23 protein-coding genes are annotated in these 24,872 nt (G+C 66.9%); 7 read left to right on the plus strand and 16 right to left on the minus strand.

The genetic code is table 11. The features are described from left to right. The first annotated feature begins 62 nt into the window (after positions 1–62). Together BMX16_RS11505 and ptsP are read left to right on the plus strand one after the other, a co-directional pair. Positions 63–881 (plus strand): alpha/beta hydrolase, encoded by an 819-nt coding sequence (locus tag BMX16_RS11505; protein WP_089903468.1) that lies wholly within the window; start codon positions 63–65, stop codon positions 879–881. Between the two features lie 153 nt (positions 882–1,034). Then, entirely contained in the window at positions 1,035–3,299 is a 2,265-nt protein-coding gene (gene ptsP, locus BMX16_RS11510; RefSeq protein WP_089903471.1) for a phosphoenolpyruvate--protein phosphotransferase, read from the plus strand. On the opposite strand, the gene BMX16_RS11515 is transcribed toward ptsP, so the two are convergent. Continuing rightward, on the minus strand, positions 3,272–4,072 hold the full coding sequence (locus BMX16_RS11515) for an EcsC family protein (protein WP_089903474.1): 801 nt from the start codon (positions 4,070–4,072) through the stop codon (positions 3,272–3,274). The two genes, ptsP and BMX16_RS11515, sit on opposite strands and share 28 nt — an antisense overlap. Positions 4,073–4,126: 54 nt before the next feature. Next, complete coding sequence (locus BMX16_RS11520) at positions 4,127–4,618, minus strand: GNAT family N-acetyltransferase (RefSeq protein WP_089903478.1); 492 nt, start codon at positions 4,616–4,618, stop codon at positions 4,127–4,129. Between the two features lie 80 nt (positions 4,619–4,698). Here BMX16_RS11520 and BMX16_RS11525 point away from each other — a divergent pair, with 80 nt between their 5' ends. Further along, the gene (locus tag BMX16_RS11525; protein ID WP_089903482.1) at positions 4,699–5,319 is read left to right on the plus strand and encodes a flavin reductase family protein; all 621 of its coding nucleotides are present in this window, start codon (positions 4,699–4,701) and stop codon (positions 5,317–5,319) included. A 10-nt stretch (positions 5,320–5,329) separates the two neighbouring features. On the opposite strand, the gene BMX16_RS11530 is transcribed toward BMX16_RS11525, so the two are convergent. The 3 genes from BMX16_RS11530 to BMX16_RS11540 are packed head-to-tail and all read right to left on the minus strand — an operon-like array spanning position 5,330 to position 7,868. After that, positions 5,330–6,088, minus strand: a complete 759-nt coding sequence (locus BMX16_RS11530) for an ABC transporter permease (protein WP_089903485.1) — start codon at positions 6,086–6,088, stop codon at positions 5,330–5,332. Continuing rightward, positions 6,085–6,867, minus strand: coding sequence for an ABC transporter ATP-binding protein (locus BMX16_RS11535; protein WP_177174647.1), 783 nt, complete (start codon positions 6,865–6,867; stop codon positions 6,085–6,087). The genes BMX16_RS11530 and BMX16_RS11535 overlap by 4 nt, the downstream gene beginning before the upstream one ends. 2 nt (positions 6,868–6,869) lie before the next feature. Continuing rightward, complete coding sequence (locus tag BMX16_RS11540) at positions 6,870–7,868, minus strand: ABC transporter substrate-binding protein (protein WP_089903491.1); 999 nt, start codon at positions 7,866–7,868, stop codon at positions 6,870–6,872. Between the two features lie 297 nt (positions 7,869–8,165). Between BMX16_RS11540 and BMX16_RS11545 the strand changes: the two genes are divergently transcribed. Then, the gene (locus BMX16_RS11545; RefSeq protein ID WP_089903494.1) at positions 8,166–8,696 is read left to right on the plus strand and encodes an adenine phosphoribosyltransferase; all 531 of its coding nucleotides are present in this window, start codon (positions 8,166–8,168) and stop codon (positions 8,694–8,696) included. A 192-nt stretch (positions 8,697–8,888) separates the two neighbouring features. Here the strand turns inward: BMX16_RS11545 and BMX16_RS11550 are convergent, their stop codons facing one another. The 11 genes from BMX16_RS11550 to coxB all read right to left on the minus strand — a co-directional run bounded on the left by BMX16_RS11550 (position 8,889) and on the right by coxB (position 19,015). Beyond that, positions 8,889–10,310, minus strand: coding sequence for an FAD-binding oxidoreductase (locus BMX16_RS11550; protein WP_089903496.1), 1,422 nt, complete (start codon positions 10,308–10,310; stop codon positions 8,889–8,891). Between the two features lie 112 nt (positions 10,311–10,422). Continuing rightward, positions 10,423–11,316, minus strand: coding sequence for an alpha/beta fold hydrolase (locus BMX16_RS11555; RefSeq protein ID WP_177174644.1), 894 nt, complete (start codon positions 11,314–11,316; stop codon positions 10,423–10,425). 96 nt (positions 11,317–11,412) lie between these two features. Next, positions 11,413–11,997, minus strand: a complete 585-nt coding sequence (locus tag BMX16_RS11560) for a GNAT family N-acetyltransferase (protein WP_177174648.1) — start codon at positions 11,995–11,997, stop codon at positions 11,413–11,415. A gap of 1 nt (position 11,998) precedes the next feature. Beyond that, positions 11,999–13,261, minus strand: a complete 1,263-nt coding sequence (locus tag BMX16_RS11565; protein WP_089903505.1) for a M16 family metallopeptidase — start codon at positions 13,259–13,261, stop codon at positions 11,999–12,001. Continuing rightward, a complete protein-coding gene (gene thrC, locus BMX16_RS11570; protein ID WP_089903509.1) occupies positions 13,258–14,643 on the minus strand; it encodes a threonine synthase in 1,386 nt (461 codons plus the stop codon). Before thrC ends, BMX16_RS11565 begins: the two co-directional genes overlap by 4 nt. 3 nt (positions 14,644–14,646) lie before the next feature. Beyond that, positions 14,647–15,321, minus strand: a complete 675-nt coding sequence (locus tag BMX16_RS11575; RefSeq protein WP_089903512.1) for an SURF1 family protein — start codon at positions 15,319–15,321, stop codon at positions 14,647–14,649. A gap of 124 nt (positions 15,322–15,445) precedes the next feature. Further along, complete coding sequence (locus BMX16_RS11580) at positions 15,446–16,246, minus strand: cytochrome c oxidase subunit 3 (protein ID WP_089903516.1); 801 nt, start codon at positions 16,244–16,246, stop codon at positions 15,446–15,448. Between the two features lie 34 nt (positions 16,247–16,280). Next, the gene (locus BMX16_RS11585) at positions 16,281–16,892 is read right to left on the minus strand and encodes a cytochrome c oxidase assembly protein (RefSeq protein ID WP_089903518.1); all 612 of its coding nucleotides are present in this window, start codon (positions 16,890–16,892) and stop codon (positions 16,281–16,283) included. After that, entirely contained in the window at positions 16,892–17,110 is a 219-nt protein-coding gene (locus tag BMX16_RS11590) for a hypothetical protein (RefSeq protein WP_089903520.1), read from the minus strand. The genes BMX16_RS11585 and BMX16_RS11590 overlap by 1 nt, the downstream gene beginning before the upstream one ends. Further along, the gene (gene cyoE / locus BMX16_RS11595; RefSeq protein ID WP_089903523.1) at positions 17,111–18,055 is read right to left on the minus strand and encodes a heme o synthase; all 945 of its coding nucleotides are present in this window, start codon (positions 18,053–18,055) and stop codon (positions 17,111–17,113) included. Positions 18,056–18,148: 93 nt separating this feature from the next. Continuing rightward, positions 18,149–19,015: a cytochrome c oxidase subunit II gene (coxB, locus tag BMX16_RS11600; protein WP_425434030.1), complete on the minus strand. Its 867-nt coding sequence runs from the start codon at positions 19,013–19,015 to the stop codon at positions 18,149–18,151. Positions 19,016–19,254: 239 nt separating this feature from the next. Here coxB and tldD point away from each other — a divergent pair, with 239 nt between their 5' ends. The 3 genes from tldD (at position 19,255) to topA (ending at position 24,804) form a co-directional block, all read left to right on the plus strand. Beyond that, complete coding sequence (tldD, locus tag BMX16_RS11605) at positions 19,255–20,673, plus strand: metalloprotease TldD (RefSeq protein WP_089903526.1); 1,419 nt, start codon at positions 19,255–19,257, stop codon at positions 20,671–20,673. A gap of 102 nt (positions 20,674–20,775) precedes the next feature. Then, positions 20,776–21,906: a DNA-processing protein DprA gene (dprA, locus tag BMX16_RS11610; RefSeq protein WP_245731504.1), complete on the plus strand. Its 1,131-nt coding sequence runs from the start codon at positions 20,776–20,778 to the stop codon at positions 21,904–21,906. Positions 21,907–22,074: 168 nt separating this feature from the next. After that, a complete protein-coding gene (gene topA / locus BMX16_RS11615; RefSeq protein ID WP_089903527.1) occupies positions 22,075–24,804 on the plus strand; it encodes a type I DNA topoisomerase in 2,730 nt (909 codons plus the stop codon). Positions 24,805–24,872 lie beyond the last annotated feature (68 nt).

A 24,872-nucleotide genomic window follows, 5' to 3' on the forward strand; every position in this document is an offset into this window, starting at 1 on the left:
GACATAATTCCGCCCCGCCGACCTGAGATCCGGCGGCGGATCCAGATGGAGCAGGTGGCACGATGCGCAGACTGGTGGCAGGCCTTGGGCTGGCAATGGGGATCGGACTGGTGGCCCTTGCGCTGCTTCCGGCCCTGCCGGACATCCGGGCCGGCGGGGCAAGTGTCCTGACAGCTGGCCAGCAACCCGGCGTGCTCACGCGCATCGACGGCACCCCCCTGTCACCGCGGTTTCCGGCGCGTGATGCGGACTACGCGCCGCCCGTAGGTTTCACACGGACCATCGCCGCGACCGGGATGGTCTGGCACACCCTGCCGCAGCCGCCGCAATCGGACCGACCGGCGGCCATCGTGCTGCTGCACGGGTCGGGACGCGACGGGCGCGCGATGGTCGACATGTGGCAAGGCATGGCCGCGGATCACGACATTCTGCTGATTGCCCCGGATGCGGCCGATCCGCAGGCGTGGTCCATGCGCGACGAACCTGCGGCCGCACTGATGGCGCTGCTGGACGATGTGGCGCTGACGCATCCCTTCGATCCGGACCGCGTATATCTGTATGGCCATTCGGCGGGTGCGAACCATGCGCTGGCGCTGGCGCCGGATGGTCCGTGGCGTGCGGTCGCAGTCCACGCCGGCGATATCGGGACGGTGCAGCCCACCGGCCCAGCACCCATACCGGTGCGCATTCAGATCGGGACCGACGACCTGTCCTACCCCCTCGACGTGGTGACGCAGGCGGCGGAGCGGCTGGCGGAGGCGGGCCACGACGTCGATCTGCTGGTCATTCCCGGCCATGACCACTGGTTCTACGACATCGGGCCGCGGCTGGCGGCGGATGCGTGGAGCTTTTTCGACCACCCCGGTGCGCAGGCGGACTGATCCTTGCGTCACACCCGACCACGCTGCCCAAAGACCATGCATATCCCCCCAGGCCGCAACCTGCGGTAGTCCGCAGCCATGCGCGGGGTGCATTGCCTCTCCCCTTTGCTGGCGAAACCGCCTAGGACTGGACCCGCAGGACAGGGGGGTGTCATGGCGGACAGGATCGAAAGCGAAAGCCGCAAACTGCTGGGTCGCCTGCGCGTGGCGCTGGCAGAGGGGACCGCAGGACAGGAACGGCTGGACCGCATCGTGGCCCTGATCGCGGCCTCGATGCAGACCGAAGTCTGCTCGATCTATCTGTTCCGCGACGCCGAGACGCTGGAGCTATGCGCGACCGAAGGCCTGCAGGCGGAATCCGTGCACCAGACCCGGATGCGGCTGGGCGAGGGCCTGGTGGGGCGTGTCGCGCGCACCCGGCGTGTCATCAACGCAGCCGATGCGCCGTCTGCCAAGGGGTTCCGCTACATGCCGGAAACCGGCGAGGAGCGCTTCTCGTCGTTCTGCGGCGTGCCGATCCAGCGGCTGGGTGACGCGCTGGGCGTGCTTGTCGTGCAGTCGAAGGATGCACGCACCTTTACCCCGGACGAGGTCTATGCCCTCGAGGTCGTGGCCATGGTGCTGGCAGAGATGACCGAGCTGGGCGCGTTTCTGGGCGAAGGGGCGGCGCTGTCCGCCCGTCACCAGCGGCCCGTGCTGTTCCGGGGCAGCATCGCGCAGGAAGGGGCCAGTTCCGGCCACGTCTATCTGCACGAGCCGCGCGTGGTGGTGACGAACCCGATCTCCGACGATCCCGAGCGGGAGCTGGAGCGGCTGCGCGAGGCGGTCGAGACGTTGCGCCGCACGGTCGACGATCTGCTGAGCGGGCAGAAGGCGCTGTCGCCGGATCAGGTCGAGATATTCGAGGCGTACCGCATGTTCGCCAATTCGCGCAGCTGGATGCGCCGGATGGAGGACGACATCGCCACCGGCCTGACCGCCGAGGCGGCGGTGGAAAAGGAGCAGTCGCTGGCGCGGTCCCGTCTGGGGCAGGCCCCCGACGCCTACATGCGCGAACGGCTGCACGATCTGGACGACCTGTCGAACCGCCTGCTGCGCATCTTGACGGGACAAGGCAAGAACACCGGCGCCGAGATGCCGGAGAACGCGATCCTGATCGCCAAGAACATCGGCCCCGGCGAGTTGCTGGATTACGGCAAGACCCTGCGCGGGATCGTACTGGAAGAAGGATCCGTCGGCAGCCACGCCACCATCGTGGCGCGCGCCTGGGCCATTCCGCTGGTCATCAACGCCAAGGGAATCACGACCGAGGCGCTGAACGGCGACGCGATCCTTGTCGACGGCGAACAGGGTGTGGTCCATCTGCGCCCGGACGACAGCGTCAAGGCCGCGTTCGCCGACAAGCTGGCGATGCAGACGCGCGCGCAGGAACGCTATGCCAGCCTGCGCGACCTGCCCGCCACGGGCACCTGCGGCACGCGCATCGCATTGCAGATGAATGCGGGTCTGATGGCCGACCTGCCATCACTGGCGGGGTCCGGGGCCGAGGGTGTCGGGCTGTTCCGCACGGAGTTGCAGTTCCTGATCCGCAGCCAGATGCCGAAGCGGTTGGAACTGTCCGCGCTTTATGCACGCGTCATGGCGGCGGCGGGGGGCAAGCGGGTCGCGTTCCGCACGCTGGACATCGGGTCCGACAAGGTGCTGCCCTACATGAAGCCCAACGACGAGCCGAACCCCGCGATGGGGTGGCGAGCGCTGCGCGTGGGCCTCGACAAGCCGGGCATCCTGCGGATGCAGTTGCAGGCGCTGGTGCGCGCGGCACAGGGCGCGCCGCTGACGGTCATGTTCCCCTTCGTCACGCTGGAGGCAGAGTTCAGCATCGCCCGCGCCGAGCTGGACAAGGTGCTGGACCGCGAGTGCAAATTGGGCAACCCGGTGCCATCGAAGCTGGAGGTGGGTGCCATGCTGGAGACGCCGTCGCTGGCCTATGCGCCAGACAGCTTCTTTCGCGCGGTCGACTTCATCTCGGTTGGTGGCAACGATCTGAAGCAGTTCTTCTATGCCGCCGACCGCGAGAACGAGCGCGTGCGACGTCGTTACGACATGCTGAACGGCAGCTTTTTGACGTTCCTGTCGCAGGTGGTGGCCCGCTGCGAGACGGCGGGCACGCCGCTGTCGTTCTGCGGCGAGGATGCGGGCCGTCCGCTGGAGGCGCTGGTGCTGGCGGCGATCGGGTTCCGCAGCCTGTCCATGCGGCCCGCATCCGTGGGGCCGGTCAAGCATCTGATCCGTCAGGTGAACCTGATCGAAGCTGGCAAGGCGGTCGCGACGGCGCTGGCGTCAGGCGAACAGGACATCCGCGAGATGATGAACGCCTGGCTGGTGGACAATCACGAGGTGGCGCGCGCCACCACCTGAGCGTTGCCCAGACGGGCGTGGAACAGATCGAGCACCGCATCCTCGCCATGGGTGCGGACCATCTGGCGCAGGCCGAAATGCACATGCGCCATTTCGACGTAATATTGTGTAAAGGCGTAGTTGGTGCCAGCCCCCGCTGCCGCGCCAAGGAGCGGTACGGCCTGCGACGCGAGTTTCTGCGTGAGCACGGTGGCAAACCGGGGGGCCACACGCCCGATCAGCGTATGCACCGCCGCCCCGGACAGGCCCAGCCGCGCCCCGATGAAGGATGTGTCGATCCCATCCGCGGGCTTGCCGTCCACGGGCGCACCCGCACCGAACACCGCCAGCGCCTGCAGGCGCGTTTCGGACGAGGTGGGGTCCTCGCCATACTGCGCGGCAACACCCTGCACCGCGCGAAAGATCATGGTGGTGGCGACGGGCAGTTCCGCCAGCGCCGTGGGCAGGCCGCCGAGGCCGCCCAGCGCGCCGGACAGCGTCGCCATCACCTTGTGCATCCGGTCGGTGTTGACCGCCTGCCCCACTGGGCCACCGCGCGACTTCGCCGCCAGCTCGTAGCTGTTTTCCAGGGCCACCCGCGCCGCGCCGTCGATCTGGGTGCGGACCGCCTTGGGCAGGATCTTCAACGTATCCTCGACCTGACCGCCGACGAAGTTGATCGCCCGCATCAAAAGTCCGTTCGCCCGCCGCTGGCGGTCGGCAAGGGCCGTGATCCGGTCACGGTCGGCATCGGTCAGCGGCGTCAGGTCGGTGATCTTGGCATCAACTGGCATGGGGTCCGACCTGTGGTTGGTATCAGGTTCAACATATGCAGACGTCGGGCGTTTTCAATCCGCTGCGCGTGTCACCGGCCCCACGACACCGTCCCAGCCGTCCTTGCGCAGGGCGATGCCCAGCACCCGGTCCGGATTGGTCGGCGGCGGCATCTGGACGCCCTCCAGCCGCTGGAAACCGAAGCGGCCGTAATAGGGCGCATCGCCCACCAGAAGGATGCGGGGGTGACCGGCCTTGGCCGCCACCTCCAGACAGCGCCAGATCAGCAGGGCGGCGATGCCTTCGCCCTGATGGGTGGGGTGGACGGCGACGGGGCCGAGCAGCACCGCGTCCCGCCCGCCCACCCGCACGGGCCAGTTGCGGATCGCACCGGCGACCTGACCGTAGCTGTCGCGCGCGACGAGGCACAGGTTCGCGATTGGGGGCACGTCGTCGCGCAGGCGGTAGGACGACAGCGCCGTGCGGCCCGGCGCAAAGCAGGTGTCGAACAGGGCCTCCACCTCCCACCAGTCGTCGGGCTTTTCCCGTGCGGTCGTGATATCCATCGGGGAACGGTCTTTCGTCTGGTCCGGCGCGTCTGGCCAAGCTAGCTGTTGCACCGACCGGATGAAAGGGACCACGACCGATGTTCTACCAACCAGATCCACGGACAGGGGCTGGCCACGGCCTGCCGCACAACCCGTTCAACGCGATCGTCACGCCGCGCCCGATCGGCTGGGTTTCAACGCGTGGGGCGGACGGGTCCGACAACCTCGCGCCCTATTCCTTCTTCAACGCCGTCAGCTATTTCCCGCCGCAGGTCATGTTCGCCAGCACCGGGGCCAAACCCGACCGCGACGGCACCAAGGATTCGGTCACCAACATCCGCGAGACGGGCGTGTTCGCTGTGAACGTGGTCAGCCATGCGCTGGCCGACGCGATGAACCACTCCTCCGGCCCGTGGGAGAAGGAGACCGACGAGTTCACGCTGACCGGCCTCGACAAGGGCCAGTGCGAGAGCATCGACTGCGGCTACGTCACCGCCGCACCCGCCACGCTGGAATGCCGCATGACCGAGATCGTGACGCTGAAGGGCGATCACAACATCATGGTCTTGGGCGAGGTGACGGGCATCCGGCTGGCCGACGACTGCATCCACGACGGCATCTTCGACGTGCTGCGGTTCAACCCGGTGTCGCGCCTCGGCTACCGCGACTTCGCGTCCGTGACCGAGGTGTTCAGCCTGAAGCGACCCGGAGAGCGTTAACGGGCGAGCGTTAAGCCGTCCGGTCCGCCCAGCCCGCGAACACCCGCTCCAGCGCGACCACGATGTAGTAGAGGACGATCCCGAGCACCGCGAGGGCGATCAGCACCGCGAACATCAGCGGATAGTCCGAGTTGGTCTTGCCGCTGTCGAACAGCGCCCCGAGGCCGCGACCATGGGGGCTGACGATCTCCATCAGGTTGGTGCCGATGAAGGCCAGCGTGACGCTGACCTTCAGCGCGCCGAAGAATTCCGGCAGGGTCTTGGGCAGGGCGATCTTCCAGAAGATGGTGGCCTGCGACGCACCGAGGCTGCGCAGGATGTCGCGGTATTCGGGTTCCAGCGTGGACAGGCCGATGCTGACCGACACGGCGATGGGGAAGAAGCTGATCATGAAGGCGATCAGCACCGTGTTGAAATCGTGCCAGCCCACGAACATCAGCGCCACGATGGGCACCACCGTCGCCTTTGGCACCGCGTTGAAGCCCACCAGCAGCGGATAGAGCGCGTCGCGCATGGTGCGCGAGAAGCCCATCACCATGCCGAGGGCCACGCCGAAGATCACCGCCAGCATCAGCCCCAGCACGGTGCGCCACAGGGTCTGCCAGCCCATCGTCAGGAACAGCGACCAATAACGCTCGTAGGCCGGGATCAGGTCGGTGGGGCTCGCCATCTTGTAGTTGGGCCAGCCCATGACCCAGACCAGCGCCTCCCACGCGATCAGGAACAGGGCGACAGCGGCCAGCGGGACAAGAACTTGACGCGCCTTCATGCCGCCACCCGCCCTTGGGCCACTTCGATCTGGTGGCGCAGGATGTTCAGCCGTTCGGCGGCGATGGGGGTATAAAGGTCTTCCAGCGTGCGCAGGCCGGTGTCGGGGATGTCCATGACGAACTGCGTCCGCGCGGGACGGCCCGACAGCACGACGACCTGATATGCAAGGAAGATCGATTCGCGCAGATCGTGGGTGATGAGGACGCCGGTGAACGGCTCTTCCGCCTTTACCCGGTGCATGATCTGCCACAGATCCTCTCGCGTGAAGGCATCGAGCGCGCCGAAGGGTTCGTCGAGGATCAGCACCTCCGGCTGGTGGATCAGCGCCCGGCACAGGGACGCGCGCTGCTTCATGCCGCCGGACAGTTCCGACGGCTTCTTGCCCTCGAACCCTTCGAGGCCGACGAGAGCGAGGAGTTTGCGCGCCCGCTCCTCGCCCTGCGCGCGTGACAGCTTGGTCGGCACGATCTCCAGCGGGAGCATCACGTTCTGCAGGATGGTGCGCCATTCAAGCAGCACCGGATTCTGGAACGCCATGCCGACGTTGCTGCGCGGTGCGGTGACCCGCTTGCCGTGCACCCTGACCTCGCCTGCGTCGGGGATCAGCAGCCCCGCCACCAGACGGGTCAGCGTGGATTTCCCGCACCCAGAGGGTCCGACGACGGCGACGAAGCCGCCTTCGGGCACCTGCACGTCAAGCCCGTCCAGCACCGGCAACGGGCCGCTGGCGGTGCGGTAGCTGTGTCGCACCCCCGCAATGTCGATCAGGCTGTCCATGGTCATTGCGTCAGCTTGAAGCCGCCCTCTGGCAGGTAGGCGTCGGTGAAGTAGAGCGCCGCATCGGGGGGTGTCGCGAATTCGTAGGTGGTGGCGATCTGCGCGAGGCTGCTCTGCATGCGGTCCGCGTCGATGCCGCCGAACCCGTTGGCCTGCACCCAGTCCGTGTTCACGTTGTCGCGGATCGACAACTCCAGCCGTTCCTGCTCCAGCGCGGCATCCGCTGCGGGGTTGCGTTCCATCAGCATCGGCATGACGGCGGCGGGGTCGGCGATGGCATCGTTCCAGCCAGCGGCGACGGCGGCGAGGAAGCCTTCGATGACTTCAGGGTTTTCGGCGGCATAGTCCGTGTTCACGATCACCGCGTTGCCATAGAGGTCGACGCCGTAGTCGGCCATCAGCAGCGTCACCAGATCGTCGGCGGGCACGCCGAGGCGGGCGGCGTTCAGGGTCGAGGTGAAGGAGAACCCGGTGATCGCGGCCACGTTGCCTTCGGCCAGCATCGGCTCACGTGTGGGAAAGCCCACGGGTTCGACCGTGATCGCGGCCATGTCGAGGTCGTTTTCCGCGGCAAAGATCGGGAACTGCGCCCATGCGCCGTCGGGCGGCGGCGCGCCAAGCACCTTGCCTTCCAGCGACTTGGGATCGCTGATGCCCAGCGACGTGCGCCCGATGACGGCGAAGGGCGGTTTGTCATAGACCATCATGGCCGCGATCACCGGCGCGCCGGGGTTCTGGTCGAGGAACTTGATCAGACTGTTGATGTCGGCGAATCCCACCGGAAAGGCGCCGGTGGCGACCTTGGGAATCGCCTCGAGCGAGCCGTTGCCCGCCTCGAGCGTCACGTTCAGACCGGCCGCTTCGAAATGGCCGTTGTCGATGGCGGCGAAATAGGGGGCGGCGGGCCCCTCGAACTTCCAGTCCAGCGCGAAAGGCAGGTCGGTCTGGGCGTGCGCCGTGCTGGCCAGCAGCAGGGCGGCGGTGAACATGCGGTAGAACATCGGTGGGGTCCCCGTCAGGTGATGCAGTTGCGACGACTATCGAAGCGTCGCGGCGTTCTGACCAGCGGGAACCCGACTTGCGCGACCCAAAATCGTGCAGGTGCCGCTTTATCGGGCAGTGAAGCCCCCGGCCACCGCTGCCGCCTTGTGATCGCAGGCAGGAATTGTCGCGTCAACGGCAGCGTCTGTGGTTGCGCCGCCGCGCCGCACAGGCCAGAAACGGCGCGTTGCGGAGGCATGGTGCCTCCGGCCCATCCCACGGTCGACCGCCGACCGCCGCCTGTGCCAGAGGATCCCATGAAGACCGTTCAGGACTACATCCGCACGATCCCCGACTTTCCCCATGCGGGGATCATGTTCCGCGACGTGACCACGCTGTTCGCCGACCCGCGCGGGTTCCGCATGGCCATCGACCAGTTGCTGCACCCCTACGCGGGCCAGCCCATCGACCGCGTCGTGGGGCTCGAGGCGCGGGGTTTCATCCTGGGTGGGGCCATCGCGCACCAGCTGTCGGTCGGCTTCGTGCCGATCCGCAAAAAGGGCAAGCTGCCCGCCCGCACCATCGAACAGGCTTACACGCTGGAATACGGCGAGGCCGTGGTCGAGATCCACGACGACGCGCTGCAGCCGGGTGAACGGGTGCTGATGGTCGACGACCTGCTCGCCACCGGCGGCACCGCCGAGGCGGGCATCAAGCTGATCGAGCGGCTGGGGGCGCAGGTCGTGGGCTGCGCGTTCATCATCGACCTGCCGGAGTTGGGCGGGCGGGCCAAGCTGGAAGGGTTGGGCATGGATGTCCACGCCCTGTGCGCCTACGACGGTCACTGACCGGGGATCGCCGGACCGCCCGGTGGCCCGCGGCGGCGCGACCGGATCCGCCCGCGCCGCCGCGATACGGATCACCGACCGCTGCGCCGGTTTTTCCGACATGCCCCCTTCGAGGGTCGCAGCAACAGGCCTACTGACCCGAGTGCGGGATCGACGTGCACCGTCCCGCAGTCCTCTTTTGAACGGTAATGACTAATGATCCGTTAAGTCCGGCAGCACGGCGCCGGGATTCATGATGCCGCGCGGGTCGAGCGCGGTCTTGATCGCCCGCATCATCGCGAGTTTCGCAGGATCGCCGTAGCGCACCAGATCGCCGACCTTGGCCCGCCCGATGCCGTGTTCGGCGCTGACCGACCCGCCCATCGCGTGGGTCAGGTCGTGGACGCAGTCCTTGATCGCGCCGCGCAGGTGCGCATAGGCATCGCGGCTTTGCCCCTGTGCCGGGAACACGTTGTAATGCAGGTTGCCGTCGCCCAGATGGCCGAAGCAGTTGATCCGCACGTCGCCGATCCGCGAAAGCCGCGCCCCCGCCTGTGCGATGAAATCCGGCACCTGCCCCAAGGGCAGCGCGATGTCGTGCGACACGATGGACCCGATGCGGCGGTTACCCTCCGGGATCGTCTCGCGGATGTGCCACATCGCGTCGCGGTCGGGCCCGGACCGGGCGATCACGCCGTCGGTCACGAGGCCCGCATCCGACGCGGCGGCGAAAAGATCCTCGAGCGCCGCATCGGGCGACTGGCCAGCGGTCAAGCCCACGTCGATCAGCACCATCCAGGCAGGCTGGTCCGCAAACGGCGCGCGGAACGCCAAGCCGGCCTCGCGCAGGAAATCGAGGCCCTGGCGGTGCATCAGCTCGAACGCAGAGATGCCGTCGCCGAGGCGGTCCTGCGCCAGCCCCAGTAGGTCGAGCGCCGCACGGGGCGACGGCACGGCCAGCATCGCGGCCCCCACCGCAGCAGGGCGCGGCACGAGGCGCAGCGACGCGGCGGTGATGAGGCCGAGCGTGCCTTCGGCCCCGATCATCAGGTCACGCAGGTCGTAGCCGGTGTTGTCCTTGCGCAAGCGGCTCAGCCCATGCCAGATGCTACCGTCCGGGCGCACCACCTCCAGCCCCAGACATTGCGCGCGGGCGTTGCCATAGCGCAGCACGTTCACGCCCCCCGCATTGGTGGACAGAAGCCCGCCGATCCGCGCAGACCCCTGCGAGGCGAGCGACAGGGCGAACATGCGCCCTGCCCCCTCTGCCGCCGCCTGTACGTCGGTCAGGATCGCGCCGCCTTCGGCGATCAGCACGGATTCGGCGGGATAGACCGCGCGGATCGCGGTCATGCGTTCCAGCGACACGACCAGGGGCGGCACGTCGCCGCCCATCACCTGACCGCCGACCAGACCCGTCCCGCCGCCGTAGGGCACGATGCCGATGCGGCGGTCGTGGCAGAAGGCCACGATCCGGGCGACCGTCGCGGTGTCGCGGGGGGCTGCGACGATCCCCGTGCCCGCATACCGCCCGCGTGGTTCGCGGAAATAGGGTGCGGTGTCGTCGCGGAAGGTGTCGTCGGCCAAGGCCGCGCGCAGGTCGGACAGGGTGGCGGGGGTGGCGGGGGTCAGCATGGGGCAGCTCCTGTTGCGCCCCACAGGTAACGGGTGCGGCGCGTCTGTCCAGCCCGATCCCGCGTGCCGGATCGGGCCGCCCAATCCGGCTGGCAGGATCGGTGACCGTCGCTCAGCGCAGGCGGAAGGGGCGGCCTTCGGCGAAGTCGAGCATGTCGGTGAACACGTCGGGCCGGGTCAGGAACAGCAGATGCCCCTGCCCCGGATAGCCAAGGATCGGCACGCCCCCCAGCTTGCGCGAGAAATCGGTGGTCTGCCGGGTGGAAAAGACCGGATCGTTCAGCCCGATGAAGAACGCGACGGGGATGCCCGACAGGTCCAGATTCTGCGGCAAGGTCCAGCCCGGCAGCGACAGCATGTGCGAAAACGCGATCTGCGTATCGAGCGGCGCGCCGACCTTGGCCCCTTCGGCAATGGCGGCCAGCAGTTCGGGGGACGGCACGGGATCCTCCAACGCTTCCGGTCCAAAGAGGAGGCCGGCCCAGAACCGGGGCCACAGCTTGTTCTTGTCCAGACTGCCCGTGGCGCGCACGGCCTGCAGCGCATCGCCCGCCCCGCGGATCAGCGTGCGCGGCCCGCCGCCGTGTTCGACCGCGGGCGACATGGCCGCGATGCGGACCTGACGGGCGGGATCGATCTGGGGGGCGGCCTCGAGCGCGATCAGCGCGCCTGTCGAATAGCCGACCAGCGTGACGGTCTTCCCCTCCATCTCATTGGCAAAGGCGGCGACGTCGCGCGCCGCCGTGGCCGGGTCCAGCCGGTGATCGACAGGCAGACCGTCGAGGCCCGGATAACGGTAGAAGGCGCGGGCGTAACCCGCCTCCTCCCACGCCTCGGTCGCCTTGAAGACCATGACGGAGGACAACGCACCGGGGATGAAGATCACGACCTTGTCGGCCTCGGCCAGTCTGGCGGCGCTAGTAATCATGGGATCGGTCGCACCGCTGGTGCGCAGCAGGGCGGGGCTGCAACCGGCAAGGAACACAAGGACGATCAACCACCGCATGAGGGTCAGATTTCCCATGCCGTGCACAGGGTCAAGCACACATTGCCGTGCATGGGGCCTCTTTGCCGACCGAATCCACCGACGGGGGACTGCCGATCAGCCGACATCCGTGCGCCCGCGCCGGTCGTGGCGCAGGTTGGCATAGAGGACATGGTTGCGCCACCGCCCGTCGATCTGCAGATAGCTTTGCGCCACGCCTTCGTATTTGTAGCCGCAATTCTCCAGCAGGCTGCGCGAGGGCGTGTTTTCCGGCAGGCAGCCCGCCTCGATCCGGCTGAGGTCGAGCGTGGTGAAAGCGTAATGCACCAGCCCGCGGACCGCCTCGCGCATGTAGCCCTGCCGCGCGAAGGGTGCGCCGATCCAGTAGCCCGTTGTGCCCGCCTGTGCGGGGCCGCGCCGGATGCTGTCCAGCGTGATCGCCCCCAGCAGCTCGTCATCCGCGCGCCGGATCAGGAACAGCGGCACGGCAGTGCCGCTCTGGATCGAGCGTTGCGACCAATAGACCCGGTTGGTAAAGGACTTGCGGCTGAAGTGGTCCGGCGCCCACGTCGGCTCCCAAGGCTGCAGGAACGCGCGGCTGTGGCCACGCAGGTCGCACCATGCGCGGAAGTCGCCGTGCTGTGGCGGGCGCAGGATCAGGCGGTCCGTGTCCAGCCGCAGACCGCGCCCGCGACCGAACACGTTACGCAACCAGCCGTGCGCGCAGCGCCTCGAGGGTGGGTGCCGCCTCTGCCGGACCATAAAGCGTCATCGCCGCCCCCGCCTGCGCCGTGCGGGCCGCGAAATCCTTCACGTCGCCGGTGGTCACGGCGTCAATGCGTTCCACGGTTTCCGCGACCGACGGGATGCGATCCCAGATCGCCAGCAGGCGGGCCAGCCGTTCGGCGCGGTTGCCGGGGCTTTCCAGCCCCATCAGCAGACCGGCCTTCATCTGCGCCCGCGCCCGCGCCACCTCTGCCGCCGTCATGTCGTCGGCGGCGCGCTTCATTTCGTCCATCGTGACGGTGGCGAGTTCGGCGATCTCTTCGGCGCTGGTGCCCGCATAGATCGTGGTCAGGCCGGTATCCTCGTATGCGCCGGCATTGGCGAAGATCGTATAGCACAGGCCGCGCTTTTCGCGGATCTCCTGAAACAGGCGGGACGACATGCCGCCGCCCAAGGCGGTCGCATAGATCTGCGCGGTGTAGATCGCGGGGTCGGCGTAATGCGGCCCCTCGAACGCCATCGCGAAATGCACCTGCTCGAGCTTCTTCAACTCGCGCCGCTCGCCGCCGACAAAGCGGGCGGGCACGATCAACCCCTCGCGCGGGCGGGCGGGCAGATGGCCGAACAGCGCCTCGGCCTGCGCCACGAGGGCGTCGTGATCGACGGCCCCTGCGGCTGCGAGGATCATCTGGTTCGGCCCGTAATGCGTGCCGACGAAGCCGGTCAGGTCGTCGCGGGTGAACTTCTCGACCCGCTCCTCCGGGCCCAGAATCGTGCGGCCGATTGGCTGGTCGGGATAGGCCACCTCTTGCAGCCAGTCGAAGATGATGTCGTCGGGGGTGTCCAGCGCCTGACCGATCTCTTGCAGGATCACGCCACGCTCCGTCTCGATCTCGTGATCCTCGAACAGCGGGTTCAGCAGGATATCGGCGATGACATCGAGGCCGAGGCCCACGTCCGATTCCAGTACGCGGGCGTAGTACGCCGTCGCCTCACGGCTGGTGTAGGCGTTGATGTAGCCGCCCACATCCTCGATCGCCTCGGCGATCTGCAACGATGTGCGGGTCGCGGTGCCCTTGAACGCCATGTGTTCCAGAAAATGCGCGATGCCGTTCTGCGCCGCTTCCTCGTGCCGCCCGCCCGCATTCACCCAGATCCCGACCGAGGCGCTGGCGAGGCCCGGCATGTGTTCGGTGACGATGCGAAAACCGTTGGAGAGCGTGTGCAGTGCAATGGTCAAGACGTGATCCGGTCCCTGATGATGTTCTGGATGGCGCCCAGATCGCGGGCGCTGCGTGTGATCCGTTCGGTCCGGTCATACAGGTCGGCCATGCGGGGGGGCAAGGGGGGGTGGATGCCCGTGGCCCGTTCCACCGCGGCAAGAAACTTGGCCGGATGCGCAGTGGCGAGCGTCACCATCGGGACCGTGCCCAGATGCTGCCCCGCCACATGCGCACCGACCGCCGTGTGCGGGCACAGAAGCTCGCCGTGCTGCGCCAGATAGGTGCCGATCGTGTCCGACGTCTCCTGCTCGGACACGCGGCCAGAGGCGTAGGTGTCGCGCAGGGCGTCGATGGCCCCCTGACTGACGGTGAAGCCGCCCCGCGTGAGGTCGGCCATCTGGCTGGCCACCGCAGCCCCGTCCTGACCGTAGGCGTAGAACAGCGCACGCTCGAAGTTCGACGATACCTGGATGTCCATCGACGGGCTGATCGTGGGCGTCACGCTGTCCTTGATATAGGCGCCGGTTTCCAGCGTGCGGTGCAGGATGTCGTTGCTGTTGGTGGCGACGATCAGTTGCGCGATGGGCAGGCCCATGCGTTTGGCGATGAAGCCCGCGAACACGTCGCCGAAGTTGCCCGTAGGCACGGTGAAGCTGACGGGGCGGTGCGGCGCACCCAGCGACACGGCAGATGTGAAGTAATACACCACCTGCGCCAGAACACGCCCCCAGTTGATCGAGTTCACGCCCGCCAGCCGCACCGCATCGCGGAAGGCGAAGTCGTTGAACATCTCCTTGACCAGCGCCTGACAGTCGTCGAAGTCGCCGTCCACCGCGATGGCGTGGACGTTGGATTCGGTCGGCGTGGTCATCTGGCGGCGCTGCACCTCGCTCACTCGGCCATGGGGGTAGAGGATGAACACATCGACGGCGGCGAGGCCACGGAACGCCTCAATCGCAGCGGACCCGGTGTCGCCCGATGTCGCGCCCACGATGGTCACGCGGTTGCCGGACCGGGCGAGTGCGGCCTGAAACATCTGACCGATGAGCTGCATGGCGAAATCCTTGAACGCCAGCGTGGGGCCGTGGAACAGTTCCAGCAGGAAGTGATTGGGGGCCAATTGCACCAGCGGGGCACGGGCGGCATGGCCGAAGCCCGCATAGGCGGCGGCGATCAGGTCGCGGAACTGCGCATCGGTGAACGTGTCGCCGACGAAGGGGCGCATGACGGTATAGGCCACCTCCTCATAGCTCTGTCCCGCCATCGCGGCGATCTGGTCGGGGGACAGGGTCGGGATGCTTTCGGGCACATAAAGGCCGCCGTCACGGGCGAGGCCGGTCAGCATCGTATCCTCGAACGACAGCACCGGGGCCTGTCCACGGGTCGAGATGTAGCGCATGTCTCAGGCGTCCTTCTTCAGCGTGCGGCGGATCAGCAGGCCGGACATCAGCGCCCAGCCTGCGGCCAGCATGAACCATGTGATTGCATAGCCCAGATGATCGTTCGGAATGCCTGCGATGCCGACGGGCATGGGCACCGTCGGGCTGGCGGGCGAGATGTCGCGCGCGACGACCATCACCGGGTCGACCCCCAGCGCCAGCGCCATCGCGGGCAGGTCGCGGGCGAACCAGATCCCGGTGGCGGCGTCCGGCGCGGGCGTCCAGCCGTCCAGCTCGTCGGGCCACAGCAGGTTGCCGGTCAGCGTCACGGGGCCGGTGGGCAGCGGCGCACCGCGGTCGTCCAGCGACAAAAAGCCGAGGTCGGCGACGATGTCGCGCCCGTCAGAGGTGCGGAACCCGGTGATCGTGCGATAGCCTGCGCCGTTCGCCTCCGTGCTGACCAGAACCGAGAGGGTCTGGCCGGTGATTTCACCGCTGACGGTGACCGGCAGATAGGTGTCGGTGGCGGGATCGGGTGCGTCAGGCAGCGCCACGGGCGGGGCTGTGATGGTGGCCTCGATCCGGTCGAGGATCGTCGTCTTCCACGTCAGACGCTGCACCTGCCAGACGCCCAGCGCGATCAGAATGCCGCATCCGACCACGCCCAGCAACAGGGGGAACAGGATCTTGCGCAGCATGTGGGGCGGGTCCTTCGGTCGGGTGCGCCTGTCCTATCCCCTTTGGTCTGCGGGGTGAAGGGCGGGTGCCACATGAAAGAGGCGGCCCGGGGGGCCGCCTCTCGGGTCGGTGATACGGGGTGGCTCAGCTGCCCCAGACGTAGATCGAGGCAAACAGGAACAACCACACGACATCGACGAAGTGCCAGTACCAGGCCGCCGCCTCGAAGCCGACATGCTTTTCCGGGGTGAAGTGACCCTTGTAGACGCGGATCAGACAAACGCCGAGGAAGATCGTGCCGATGATGACATGTGCGCCGTGGAAACCCGTCGCCATGAAGAAGTTCGCGCCATAGACGTTGCCGGCCAGACCGAAGGCGGCATGGCTGTACTCATAGGCCTGCAGCACGGTGAACACCGCACCGAGCGCCACGGCCAGCATCAGGCCCCACTTCATGTCCTGACGGTTGTTCTCGTGGACCAGCGCGTGGTGCGCCCAGGTCGCGGCCGCGCCGGAGCACAGCAGGATGAGCGTGTTGATAAGCGGCAGGTGCCAAGGGTCGAACACCTCGATGCCTTCGGGCGGCCAGACGCCGTCGACGATGGGGCTGAGCGGGCCCATGGGATACATCGCGTTCTTGAAGAACGACCAGAACCATGCGGCGAAGAACATGACCTCGGACATGATGAACATGATGAAGCCGTACCGCAGGCCGATCCGCACGACGGGTGTGTGATCGCCGACCTGGCTTTCGGTCACGATGTCGGACCACCATGCGAACATGACGTAAAGGACCAGCGCCAGACCGATCAGGAACGCCCACGGGCCACTGCCACCCATCCACAGCACCGCGCCGAACAGCATGATGAACGCGCCGACGGACCCCGCAAACGGCCAGATCGACGGCGGAAGGATATGGAAATCGTGGTTCTTTTCGTGAGCCATGGCGGTCGTCTTTCCCGTGCTGCTGGTCGCGCTGTCAGTTCGTGTCTATGGCGGGGGTCGGCGGCGTTGTCAAAAGGTTCGCGTCGACCGCGGCCTGCTCCGTCTCTTCGGGGACATCCTGTTCGTAGAACGTATAACCCAGCGTGATCGTGTGGACGTATTTCGCGTCCCGGTCGTTCACGATGGCCGGATCGACGAAGAAGTTCACCGGCATCATCACCGTCTCGCCCGGTTGCAGGGTCTGTTCGGTGAAACAGAAACACTCGATCTTGTCGAAGAACCCGCCCGCCTCGTAGGGGGTCACGTTGTAGGACGCGCGACCTGTGACGGGACGGTCCGTCGGATTGTGCGCCTCGTAGAATGCGAGGGCCGATTCGCCGATCCGCAACGTCATCTCCCGCTGTGCGGGCTTGAACGTCCACGGCATGTCACGGTCCAGCGATGCGTCGAAGCGGACGGTGATCGTCTGTTCAAGGATTTCATCGGGCGCCATGGACGCCACATTCGTGGCGCCGCCGAAGCCCGTCACCCGACAGAACCATGAGTAAAACGGCACAGACGCCCAGGCGAGGCCGGTCATCAGCACCACGGTTCCAACGGTCTGGAATAGGGTGCGCTTCGTTCCGGTGATCTTGGGAAACAGCATCAGTTCGTCCCCCCTGGCGCGGCCTCGATGGCGTCCGGCAGCAGCTGCGGGCGCACGACGTGATCGAACGTCTCGAACGCGCGGATATCCTGGAGTTGAAGCACCTTCACCACGGTCAGGCCGAAGACGATGCCGATGAAGCCGACCAGCAGCAGACCGACGCCGGTGTTGCGGCCACGGCGACGGGTGTGGATCTCATGCTCGACTTGGATTGCCATTCAAAGGCCTCCTGCAAGGTTGCTGCGCAAGGCCGCCTCAATCAGAAGCGCGCCGAAATGCGCAAAAAGGTAATAGAGCGACACCTTGAAGGTCTTGATCTCGACCTTGTATTTGTCCGCCTCGGCCTGCGCCTCGTCCCGGCGCCAGATGTCGTAGCAGCCCTTCAGGAACCACGCGTTGAACACCACGGCCACCGCCAGATAGACCCATCCTCCGATCGAGGTGAAGCCGAGCCCCAGCGCCACGGCCACCAGCGGCACGCAATAGGCCAGTACGTGGTTGCGGGTCACGCGGCGCCCGTGCGTTTCTGTCAGCATCGGCACACCGGCGTCGCCGTAGTCGGTCTTGACGAACAGCGCGAGCGCCCAGAAGTGCGGCGGCGTCCACATGAAGATCAGCCCGAACATCAGCACGGATTCGATGCCGATGCCGCCCGTGGCGACCGCCCAGCCGATCATCGGCGGGAACGCCCCAGCAGCCCCGCCGATCACGATGTTCTGCGGCGTCGCCCGCTTCAGCCACATGGAATAGACGACGGCATAGAAGAAGATGGTGAAGGCCAGCAGCGCCGTCGCGACCCAGTTGGTCGCAAGACCCAGCAGCAGGATGGAAAAGCCCGACAGGGCCAACCCAAGGCCCAGCGCCTCTCCCGGTGCGACGCGGCCATCGGGGATCGGACGCTTGGCCGTGCGGCGCATCCGGGCGTCGATGTCTGCATCCCACCACATGTTCAGCGCACCCGATGCCCCTGCCCCCACGGCGATACACAGGATCGCCACGAAACCGATGAACGGATGGACGGGCACGGGAGCCACCAGCAGACCGACCAGCGCCGTGAACACCACCAGCGACATCACCCGCGGCTTCAGCAGGGCGAAATAATCGCCCATCTGCGCCTCGTAGGCGGTCTCGGGGGCCGCGTCGTGCAGGCTGAGGTCAGTCATGTGCAAGCTGCCTTTCGGCGGTTCGGATCAGTTCTGTACGGCCCGGCCGGATGCCGGATCGTGCGACGTGCTCGCATCGGATCGGACTGGCGATCAGACGCCGTTCTGAACCTTGGCCTCTTCCAGCCAGGTGGCATAGGCCTCTGGGCTGACGACCTTGACCGTGATCGGCATGTAGGCGTGGTCCTGACCGCAGATCTCCGAACACTGGCCGAAATAGACGCCTTCCTGTTCGGCGTTGAACCACAGTTGCGCCAGACGACCGGGCACCGCGTCCTGCTTCACGCCAAAGGCGGGGATCGTCCACGAGTGGATCACGTCCGCACCCGTCACCTGCATCACGATGGTCGCACCCACCGGCACGATCACGGCCTGATCGGTCGCCAGCTTGTACAGGTTGTCGGCATAGCCGTAGTCGGCCAGCTCTTCCTCTTCCAGCATGAAGCTCTCGAAGGCGACGCCTTCGTCCACATACTCATAGCCCCAGTACCACTGATAGCCGGTCACCTTGATGGTGATGTCGCCTTCCGGGATTTCCTGCTGGTTGAACAGCACGGGAAGGGAGAATGCGCCGATAAACACTAGGATCACGATGGGCACCACGGTCCACGCGATCTCCAGCGGAGAGTTGTGGGTGAAACCGGCGGGCTTGGGGTTGGACTTGGCGTTGTACTTGATGAAGACCCAGATCATCAGGCCGGTCACGAACAGGGTGATCGCGGTGATGATGACCAGCAGCATCCCGTCCAGCCAGTGCACGTCGCGAGCGATGCTGGTCGCGGCCGGCTGAAAGCCGATCCCGCCGGGCGTCGGCGCGCCGATCACCGGCAGATCGCCACTGACGTCCTGCGCACGGGCGCCGGCACCCGCCAGAATCAGACCCGCCGACACCCAGGCCGTCGTGGCAAGGCTGCGCGGCATGTCCAGCAGGGCTACCTTGGCGAAATGGCTTACTCGCATGTTTCTTCCTCTTGATCCCGCGCCGGACGGTCAGCGGCGGCGTGACGATTTGACGATGGCCCCAATGCGGGTGCGGTCGCGAAATCCCGTTGTATCCGCAGATGCATGTCCCATATCCTGACACACAACTCAAGAACCCCGATTGCGGCAAAGGGACGCCCGCTGGCGTTCCGCAGGGTCCGCGTCGCCCGAAAGCCGCAAGGGCAACATCCAAAGGCCCCCATCAAAAGGATCGTCCCGTGAGCCATGACCCCTTCCGCCCGTTCGAGACGCATCTGGACCGGGACGCGGCCCTGCGTCACCTGCAGGCCGCCACCAGCGGGGCCGACGATGGCGAGCTGTTCCTCGAGCGCCGCCGGTCCGAAAGTCTCGTGCTGGACGACGGGCGGGTCAAGACCGCCAGCTACGATGCGTCAGAAGGGTTCGGTCTGCGCGCCGTGCGCGGCGAACGCACCGGCTACGCCCATGCCACCACCATCGACGAGGCTGCGGTGGGGCGCGCCGTGGCCACGACGCGGCTGGCGGTGGGGGATGGCGGCGGCACGCTGGCACCGGGGCCGGTGGGGACGAACCTGCGGCTCTACAGCGACGTGGACCCGGTGGCAGAGGCCGCGTTTCCCGCCAAGATCGACCTCTTGCGCGCCATCGACGCATTCACCCGCGATTTGGACAGCCGCGTGGTGCAGGTCAGCGCCAGTCTGGGCGCGTCCCTGCAAGAGGTGGCGATCCTGCGCCCCGACGGTGCGCTGGTCACCGACATCCGCCCGATGAGCCGCATCAACATCAGCGTGATCGTCGAACATGGCGGGCGGCGCGAAAGCGGCAGCATGGGCGGCGGTGGCCGTGCGTCCCTGATCGGGCTGATCGCGCCAGATCATTGGCAGGGCGTCGCGCGCGAGGCGCTGCGCATCGCACTGGTGAACCTCGACGCCGTTGCGGCCCCTGCGGGGGTGATGGACGTGGTCCTCGGTCCCGGCTGGCCGGGCATCCTGCTGCACGAGGCCATCGGCCACGGGCTGGAGGGGGATTTCAACCGCAAGGGATCGAGCGCGTTCGCGGGCCTGATGGGTCAGCGCATCGCGGCCCCCGGCGTCACCGTGCTGGACGACGGCACGATCCCCGACCGGCGCGGGTCGATCACCGTGGACGACGAAGGCACGCCGTCAGCCAAGAACGTGCTGATCGAGGATGGTGTATTGGTCGGCTACATGCAGGACCGCCAGAACGCGCGGCTGATGGGCGTGGCGCCCACCGGAAACGGGCGGCGCGAGAGTTATGCCCATGCGCCGATGCCGCGCATGACGAACACCTACATGCTGGCGGGCGACGCGGCCCCCGCCGATCTGCTGACCGAGATGCGCGACGGCATCTATGCGGTGGGGTTCGGCGGCGGTCAGGTGGACATCACGAACGGCAAGTTCGTGTTTTCCTGCACCGAAGCCTACCGCGTCACGGATGGCGTCGTGGGCCAGCCGATCAAGGGCGCGACCCTGATCGGCGACGGCGCCACGGCCCTGCAGAGGATCCGCGGCATCGGCAACGACCTGGCGCTCGATCCGGGCATCGGCAATTGCGGCAAGGCGGGCCAGTGGGTGCCGGTCGGCGTGGGGCAACCCAGCCTGCTCATCGGCGGGCTGACGGTGGGCGGGTCCGCCTGATCCGGCACCGCGATTTCAGCGTCGGCTGTTCAGCTTTCGTTAAGCCTTTCGGTCCTAAGATCGAGGGGCAGCAAGGCGAAGGTTGGCCCGGTGGTTCGTAACGTGTCCGCACACCAGAGTTCCCCCCAGGACGATCCGTGGTTCCATGACCTTCGCCTTCTGCGTTCGCGCCGCGTCGGCCCTGCGACCTATCGTCGGCTGATCGCGGAACATGGATCGGCGCAGGAGGCGCTTGCCGCCCTGCCCGATGTCGCCGCCGCAGCGGGCATGACCGATTATCACGTATGCCCCCCCGGCGTGGTGATCGCCGAATTGCAGGCGGGCCGCGCCGCTGGCGCACGCTTGCTGCGCCAGGGCGCGTCAGACTGGCCCACCCCCCTCGACGAGATGACCGACGCGCCGCCGCTGCTGTGGGCGCTGGGGCGAATCGACCTGCTGCAACGGCCCATGGTGGCGTTGGTGGGCGCGCGCAACGCATCCTCGCTGGGCACGCGGATGGCGCGGGCGTTGGCGCATGATCTGACGGCGGCGGGATTCGTCGTCGTGTCCGGCCTTGCGCGCGGGATCGACGCGGCCGCCCATGCGGCGGCGCTGAATGGCGGCACCGTCGCCGTGCAGGTGGGCGGCGTCGATGTGATCTATCCGACCGAAAACACGGACCTTGCGCATCAAATCGCTGCCACGGGGCTGCGCGTGTCGGAAATGCCGATGGGCCTGCAGCCGCAGGCACGGCATTTCCCGGCCCGCAACCGCATCATCGCGGGCCTGTCCCGCGCCGTCGTGGTGGTAGAGGCGGCGGCGAAATCCGGCAGCCTGATCACGGCGCGCAACGCGCTGGACCAGCACCGCGACGTACTGGCGGTGCCGGGGCACCCGTTCGATGCCCGCGCGGCCGGCTGCAACATGCTGATCCGCGACGGCGCGACCCTCGTGCGATCCGCCGCCGACGTGATCGAGGCGCTGGGCACCCTCGGTGCGCTTGCTGTCACAGCCCCCGAACTGCCGCTGCCGCCTGTGCCGCAGGCACCGCCCGCAGCGCCGCGCAGCCTGCGGGACATGGCGGCGCTGCACAACCTGATCCTCGATCGGCTTGGCGCCTCTCCGGTGGCGGAAGATCAGCTGATCCGCGATACGGGCCGCCCTGCCCCGCAGGTCGCACCGGCGCTGATCGACCTCGAACTCGACGGTCGGATCGCCCGCAGTGCGGGCGGTCTGTTGTCGCGGATCAACTGAAGGACGCAACACATAAGGAAATCATCGCAACTTATCAGTATCTTGAGAGATCATTACCTGATCGTCGCTGGTGAAACCGGCGCTGATTGACAACGTCCGGCCTTGCCGCCCATGTTGCGCGATCATAGAGGGTCATGCGTTCCGGCCCCCGTTACAGCAAGGTTTGCCATGCCCGTCGTCGTTGTCGAATCCCCGGCGAAAGCCAAGACGATCAACAAGTATCTGGGCAGCGACTATACCGTGCTGGCCTCTTACGGTCACATCCGCGACCTGCCCGCCAAGAACGGATCGGTGCTGCCCGACGATGACTTTTCCATGATCTGGGAGGTGGCGTCCGACAGCAAGAAGCACATCAAGGCCATCGTGGACGCGCTGAAGGAGGATCCGAACCTGATCCTTGCCACCGACCCCGACCGCGAGGGCGAGGCGATCAGCTGGCACCTGCAGGAGGAGTTGGGCAACAAGCGCGGGTTGAAGATCGAGAGCGCATCCCGCGTCGTGTTCAACGCGATCACGAAGTCCGCCGTGACCGAGGCGATGAAGAACCCGCGTCAGGTCGACATGCCGCTGGTTGATGCCTACCTCGCCCGGCGGGCGCTGGATTATCTTGTGGGCTTCAACCTGTCGCCGGTGTTGTGGCGCAAGCTGCCGGGGGCGAAATCGGCTGGTCGCGTGCAGTCTGTCTGCCTGCGCCTGATCGTCGAACGCGAGATGGAGATCGAGGCGTTCCGCAATCAGGAATACTGGACGGTCCGCGCGATCCTGCAGAACCCGCGCGGTGCCACATACGAGGCGCGTCTGACGACGCTGGGCGGCAAGCGGTTGGACAAGTTCGATCTGGGCAATGCGACGCAGGCGGAAATGGCCGTGCAGGCGGTGAACAGCCGCGACCTGACCGTCGTCAGCACCGAGGCGAAGCCTGCGAGCCGCAACCCCAGCCCGCCCTTCATGACCTCGACTCTGCAGCAGGAGGCGAGCCGCAAGTTCGGCATGGGCGCGAAACAGTGCATGGGCGTGGCGCAGCGCCTGTATGAGGCCGGGTTCATCACCTACATGCGGACAGACGGCATCGACATGGCGCCGGAGGCCGTGACGGGTGCGCGCGACGCGATCAAGGCGCGGTTCGGCGACAGCTATGTCCCGAAGGAGCCGCGCATCTACAAGAACAAGGCCAAGAACGCGCAGGAAGCGCACGAATGCATCCGCCCCACCGACATGATAGTGGGCGTGGAACAGGCCGACATCAAGGACGCGGATCAGCGCAAGCTCTATGACCTGATCTGGAAACGCACGCTGGCCAGCCAGATGGAAGCGGCCCGGATGGAACGCACCGTGGTCGAGATCGGGTCGCGCGACGGTCAGGTGGGCCTGCGTGCGAACGGTCAGGTCATGCTCTTCGACGGGTTCCTGCGCGTCTACGAGGAGGGCCGCGACGACGTGGAGGGCGACGATGACAAGCGTCTGCCGCAGATCGCGCAAGGCGAGGTCGCGAAAAAGGAGTCGGTGGACAGCGAGCAGCATTTCACCCAGCCGCCCCCCCGCTATACCGAAGCGACGCTGGTGAAGCGGATGGAGGAGCTGGGCATCGGCCGCCCGTCCACCTATGCCAGCATCGTGACCACGATCCAGGATCGCGGCTATGTGGAAAAGGACAAGAACCGTCTAATTCCGCAGGACAAGGGGCGTCTGGTGACGGCGTTCCTGTCGAACTATTTCCACCGCTACGTGGAGTATGACTTTACCGCCGACCTCGAGGATCAGCTCGACCGGGTGAGCGCGGGAAATGCCGACTACAAGGCGCTGCTGGCGCGGTTCTGGCGCGACTTTTCCGCCGCGATCGCGGAAACCGCCGATCTGCGCATCGGCGAGGTGCTGGACAAGATCAACGATGTGCTGGCCCCCCACCTGTTCCCCGATCCCGGCGACGGCACCGATCCGCGCCTGTGCCCGAACTGCGGTCAGGGCCGGTTGTCGATGCGCACCGCGCGGGCCGGTGGTGCGTTCATCGGATGCTCGAACTATCCCGAATGTCGTTATACCCGCCCCTTCGGCCCGCCGGACCCGGAGGCCGAGAAATCGGCGATTCCGCCCGACGGCAAGCTGCTGGGCACCGACGGCGACGACGAGATCCGCATCTTCAAGGGCCGTTTCGGACCCTTCGCCCAGCGCGGTGCCGCGACGGAAGAGGTGCCGAAGCCCCTGCGCCAGTCGGTGCCCGCCGACTGGGAACCCGAAGGCGTCACACTGGAACAGGCCGTGCGCCTGTTGGAACTGCCGCGCCTGATCGGCCCCCACCCCGAGGACGGGGTGAACGTGTGGTCGAACATTGGCCGCTATGGCCCCTACATCAAGCACGCGGAGACGACGTCGGACCGGGGCGGCACGAATGCCAACCTCGAGACGCTGGACGACGTGTGGACCGTCGGCATGAACCACGCGGTGCAGCTGCTGGCGGAAAAGGTCGCCAGCCGCGGTACGCGCGGCAAGGCGGTCGCCGCCCTGCGCGAGCTGGGCGAACACCCGTTGGCCGGTGGTCCCGTGGGCATCTATGACGGCAAATACGGGCCTTATGTGAAGTGGGACAAGCTGAACGCGACGATCCCCGACACGGTGACGCCAGAGGATCTGACGCTGGCGCAGGCCGTCGATCTGCTGGACGAACGCGCCGCCAAGGCGGGCAAGCCCAAGCCGGGCGCGGGCAAGAAGGCTGCGGCAAAGAAGGCCGCACCAAAGAAGGCGGCGGCGAAACCGGCGGCAAAGGCTGCGGCTGGCAAGACGCCGGCGGCGAAGAAGCCTGCTGCGAAACCTGCGGCCAAGACGCCTGCCGTGAAGAAACCTGCGGCGAAGGCTGCGAAACCCGCCGTGGCCGACGACACCGACGGGGACGTGTTCGAGTAGGGCCGAACGGCCCCACCTCGCGTTGACATTGCCCGTGACCGCCTGCACCTTCACCCCCGAAACGACGG

It is taken from the genome of Loktanella fryxellensis (assembly GCF_900110065.1).
Classification (GTDB): domain Bacteria; phylum Pseudomonadota; class Alphaproteobacteria; order Rhodobacterales; family Rhodobacteraceae; genus Loktanella; species Loktanella fryxellensis.

What these genes read in the sequence shown, in the direction of transcription:
- ptsP (WP_089903471.1), top strand. Translation starts at nt 1,035, where the DNA reads ATGGCGGACAGGATCGAAAGCGAAAGCCGCAAACTGCTGGGTCGCCTG.
- BMX16_RS11585 (WP_089903518.1), bottom strand. Translation starts at nt 16,892, where the DNA reads ATGCTGTTTCCCAAGATCACCGGAACGAAGCGCACCCTATTCCAGACC.
- BMX16_RS11575 (WP_089903512.1), bottom strand. Translation starts at nt 15,321, where the DNA reads ATGCTGCGCAAGATCCTGTTCCCCCTGTTGCTGGGCGTGGTCGGATGC.
- BMX16_RS11550 (WP_089903496.1), bottom strand. Translation starts at nt 10,310, where the DNA reads ATGCTGACCCCCGCCACCCCCGCCACCCTGTCCGACCTGCGCGCGGCC.
- BMX16_RS11580 (WP_089903516.1), bottom strand. Translation starts at nt 16,246, where the DNA reads ATGGCTCACGAAAAGAACCACGATTTCCATATCCTTCCGCCGTCGATC.
- BMX16_RS11525 (WP_089903482.1), top strand. Translation starts at nt 4,699, where the DNA reads ATGTTCTACCAACCAGATCCACGGACAGGGGCTGGCCACGGCCTGCCG.
- BMX16_RS11535 (WP_177174647.1), bottom strand. Translation starts at nt 6,867, where the DNA reads ATGGACAGCCTGATCGACATTGCGGGGGTGCGACACAGCTACCGCACC.
- BMX16_RS11515 (WP_089903474.1), bottom strand. Translation starts at nt 4,072, where the DNA reads ATGCCAGTTGATGCCAAGATCACCGACCTGACGCCGCTGACCGATGCC.
- BMX16_RS11520 (WP_089903478.1), bottom strand. Translation starts at nt 4,618, where the DNA reads ATGGATATCACGACCGCACGGGAAAAGCCCGACGACTGGTGGGAGGTG.
- BMX16_RS11505 (WP_089903468.1), top strand. Translation starts at nt 63, where the DNA reads ATGCGCAGACTGGTGGCAGGCCTTGGGCTGGCAATGGGGATCGGACTG.
- thrC (WP_089903509.1), bottom strand. Translation starts at nt 14,643, where the DNA reads ATGCGCTACATCTCGACCCGTGGACAGGCCCCGGTGCTGTCGTTCGAG.
- topA (WP_089903527.1), top strand. Translation starts at nt 22,075, where the DNA reads ATGCCCGTCGTCGTTGTCGAATCCCCGGCGAAAGCCAAGACGATCAAC.
- coxB (WP_425434030.1), bottom strand. Translation starts at nt 19,015, where the DNA reads ATGCGAGTAAGCCATTTCGCCAAGGTAGCCCTGCTGGACATGCCGCGC.
- cyoE (WP_089903523.1), bottom strand. Translation starts at nt 18,055, where the DNA reads ATGACTGACCTCAGCCTGCACGACGCGGCCCCCGAGACCGCCTACGAG.
- BMX16_RS11590 (WP_089903520.1), bottom strand. Translation starts at nt 17,110, where the DNA reads ATGGCAATCCAAGTCGAGCATGAGATCCACACCCGTCGCCGTGGCCGC.
- BMX16_RS11555 (WP_177174644.1), bottom strand. Translation starts at nt 11,316, where the DNA reads ATGCGGTGGTTGATCGTCCTTGTGTTCCTTGCCGGTTGCAGCCCCGCC.
- BMX16_RS11540 (WP_089903491.1), bottom strand. Translation starts at nt 7,868, where the DNA reads ATGTTCTACCGCATGTTCACCGCCGCCCTGCTGCTGGCCAGCACGGCG.
- BMX16_RS11530 (WP_089903485.1), bottom strand. Translation starts at nt 6,088, where the DNA reads ATGAAGGCGCGTCAAGTTCTTGTCCCGCTGGCCGCTGTCGCCCTGTTC.
- BMX16_RS11545 (WP_089903494.1), top strand. Translation starts at nt 8,166, where the DNA reads ATGAAGACCGTTCAGGACTACATCCGCACGATCCCCGACTTTCCCCAT.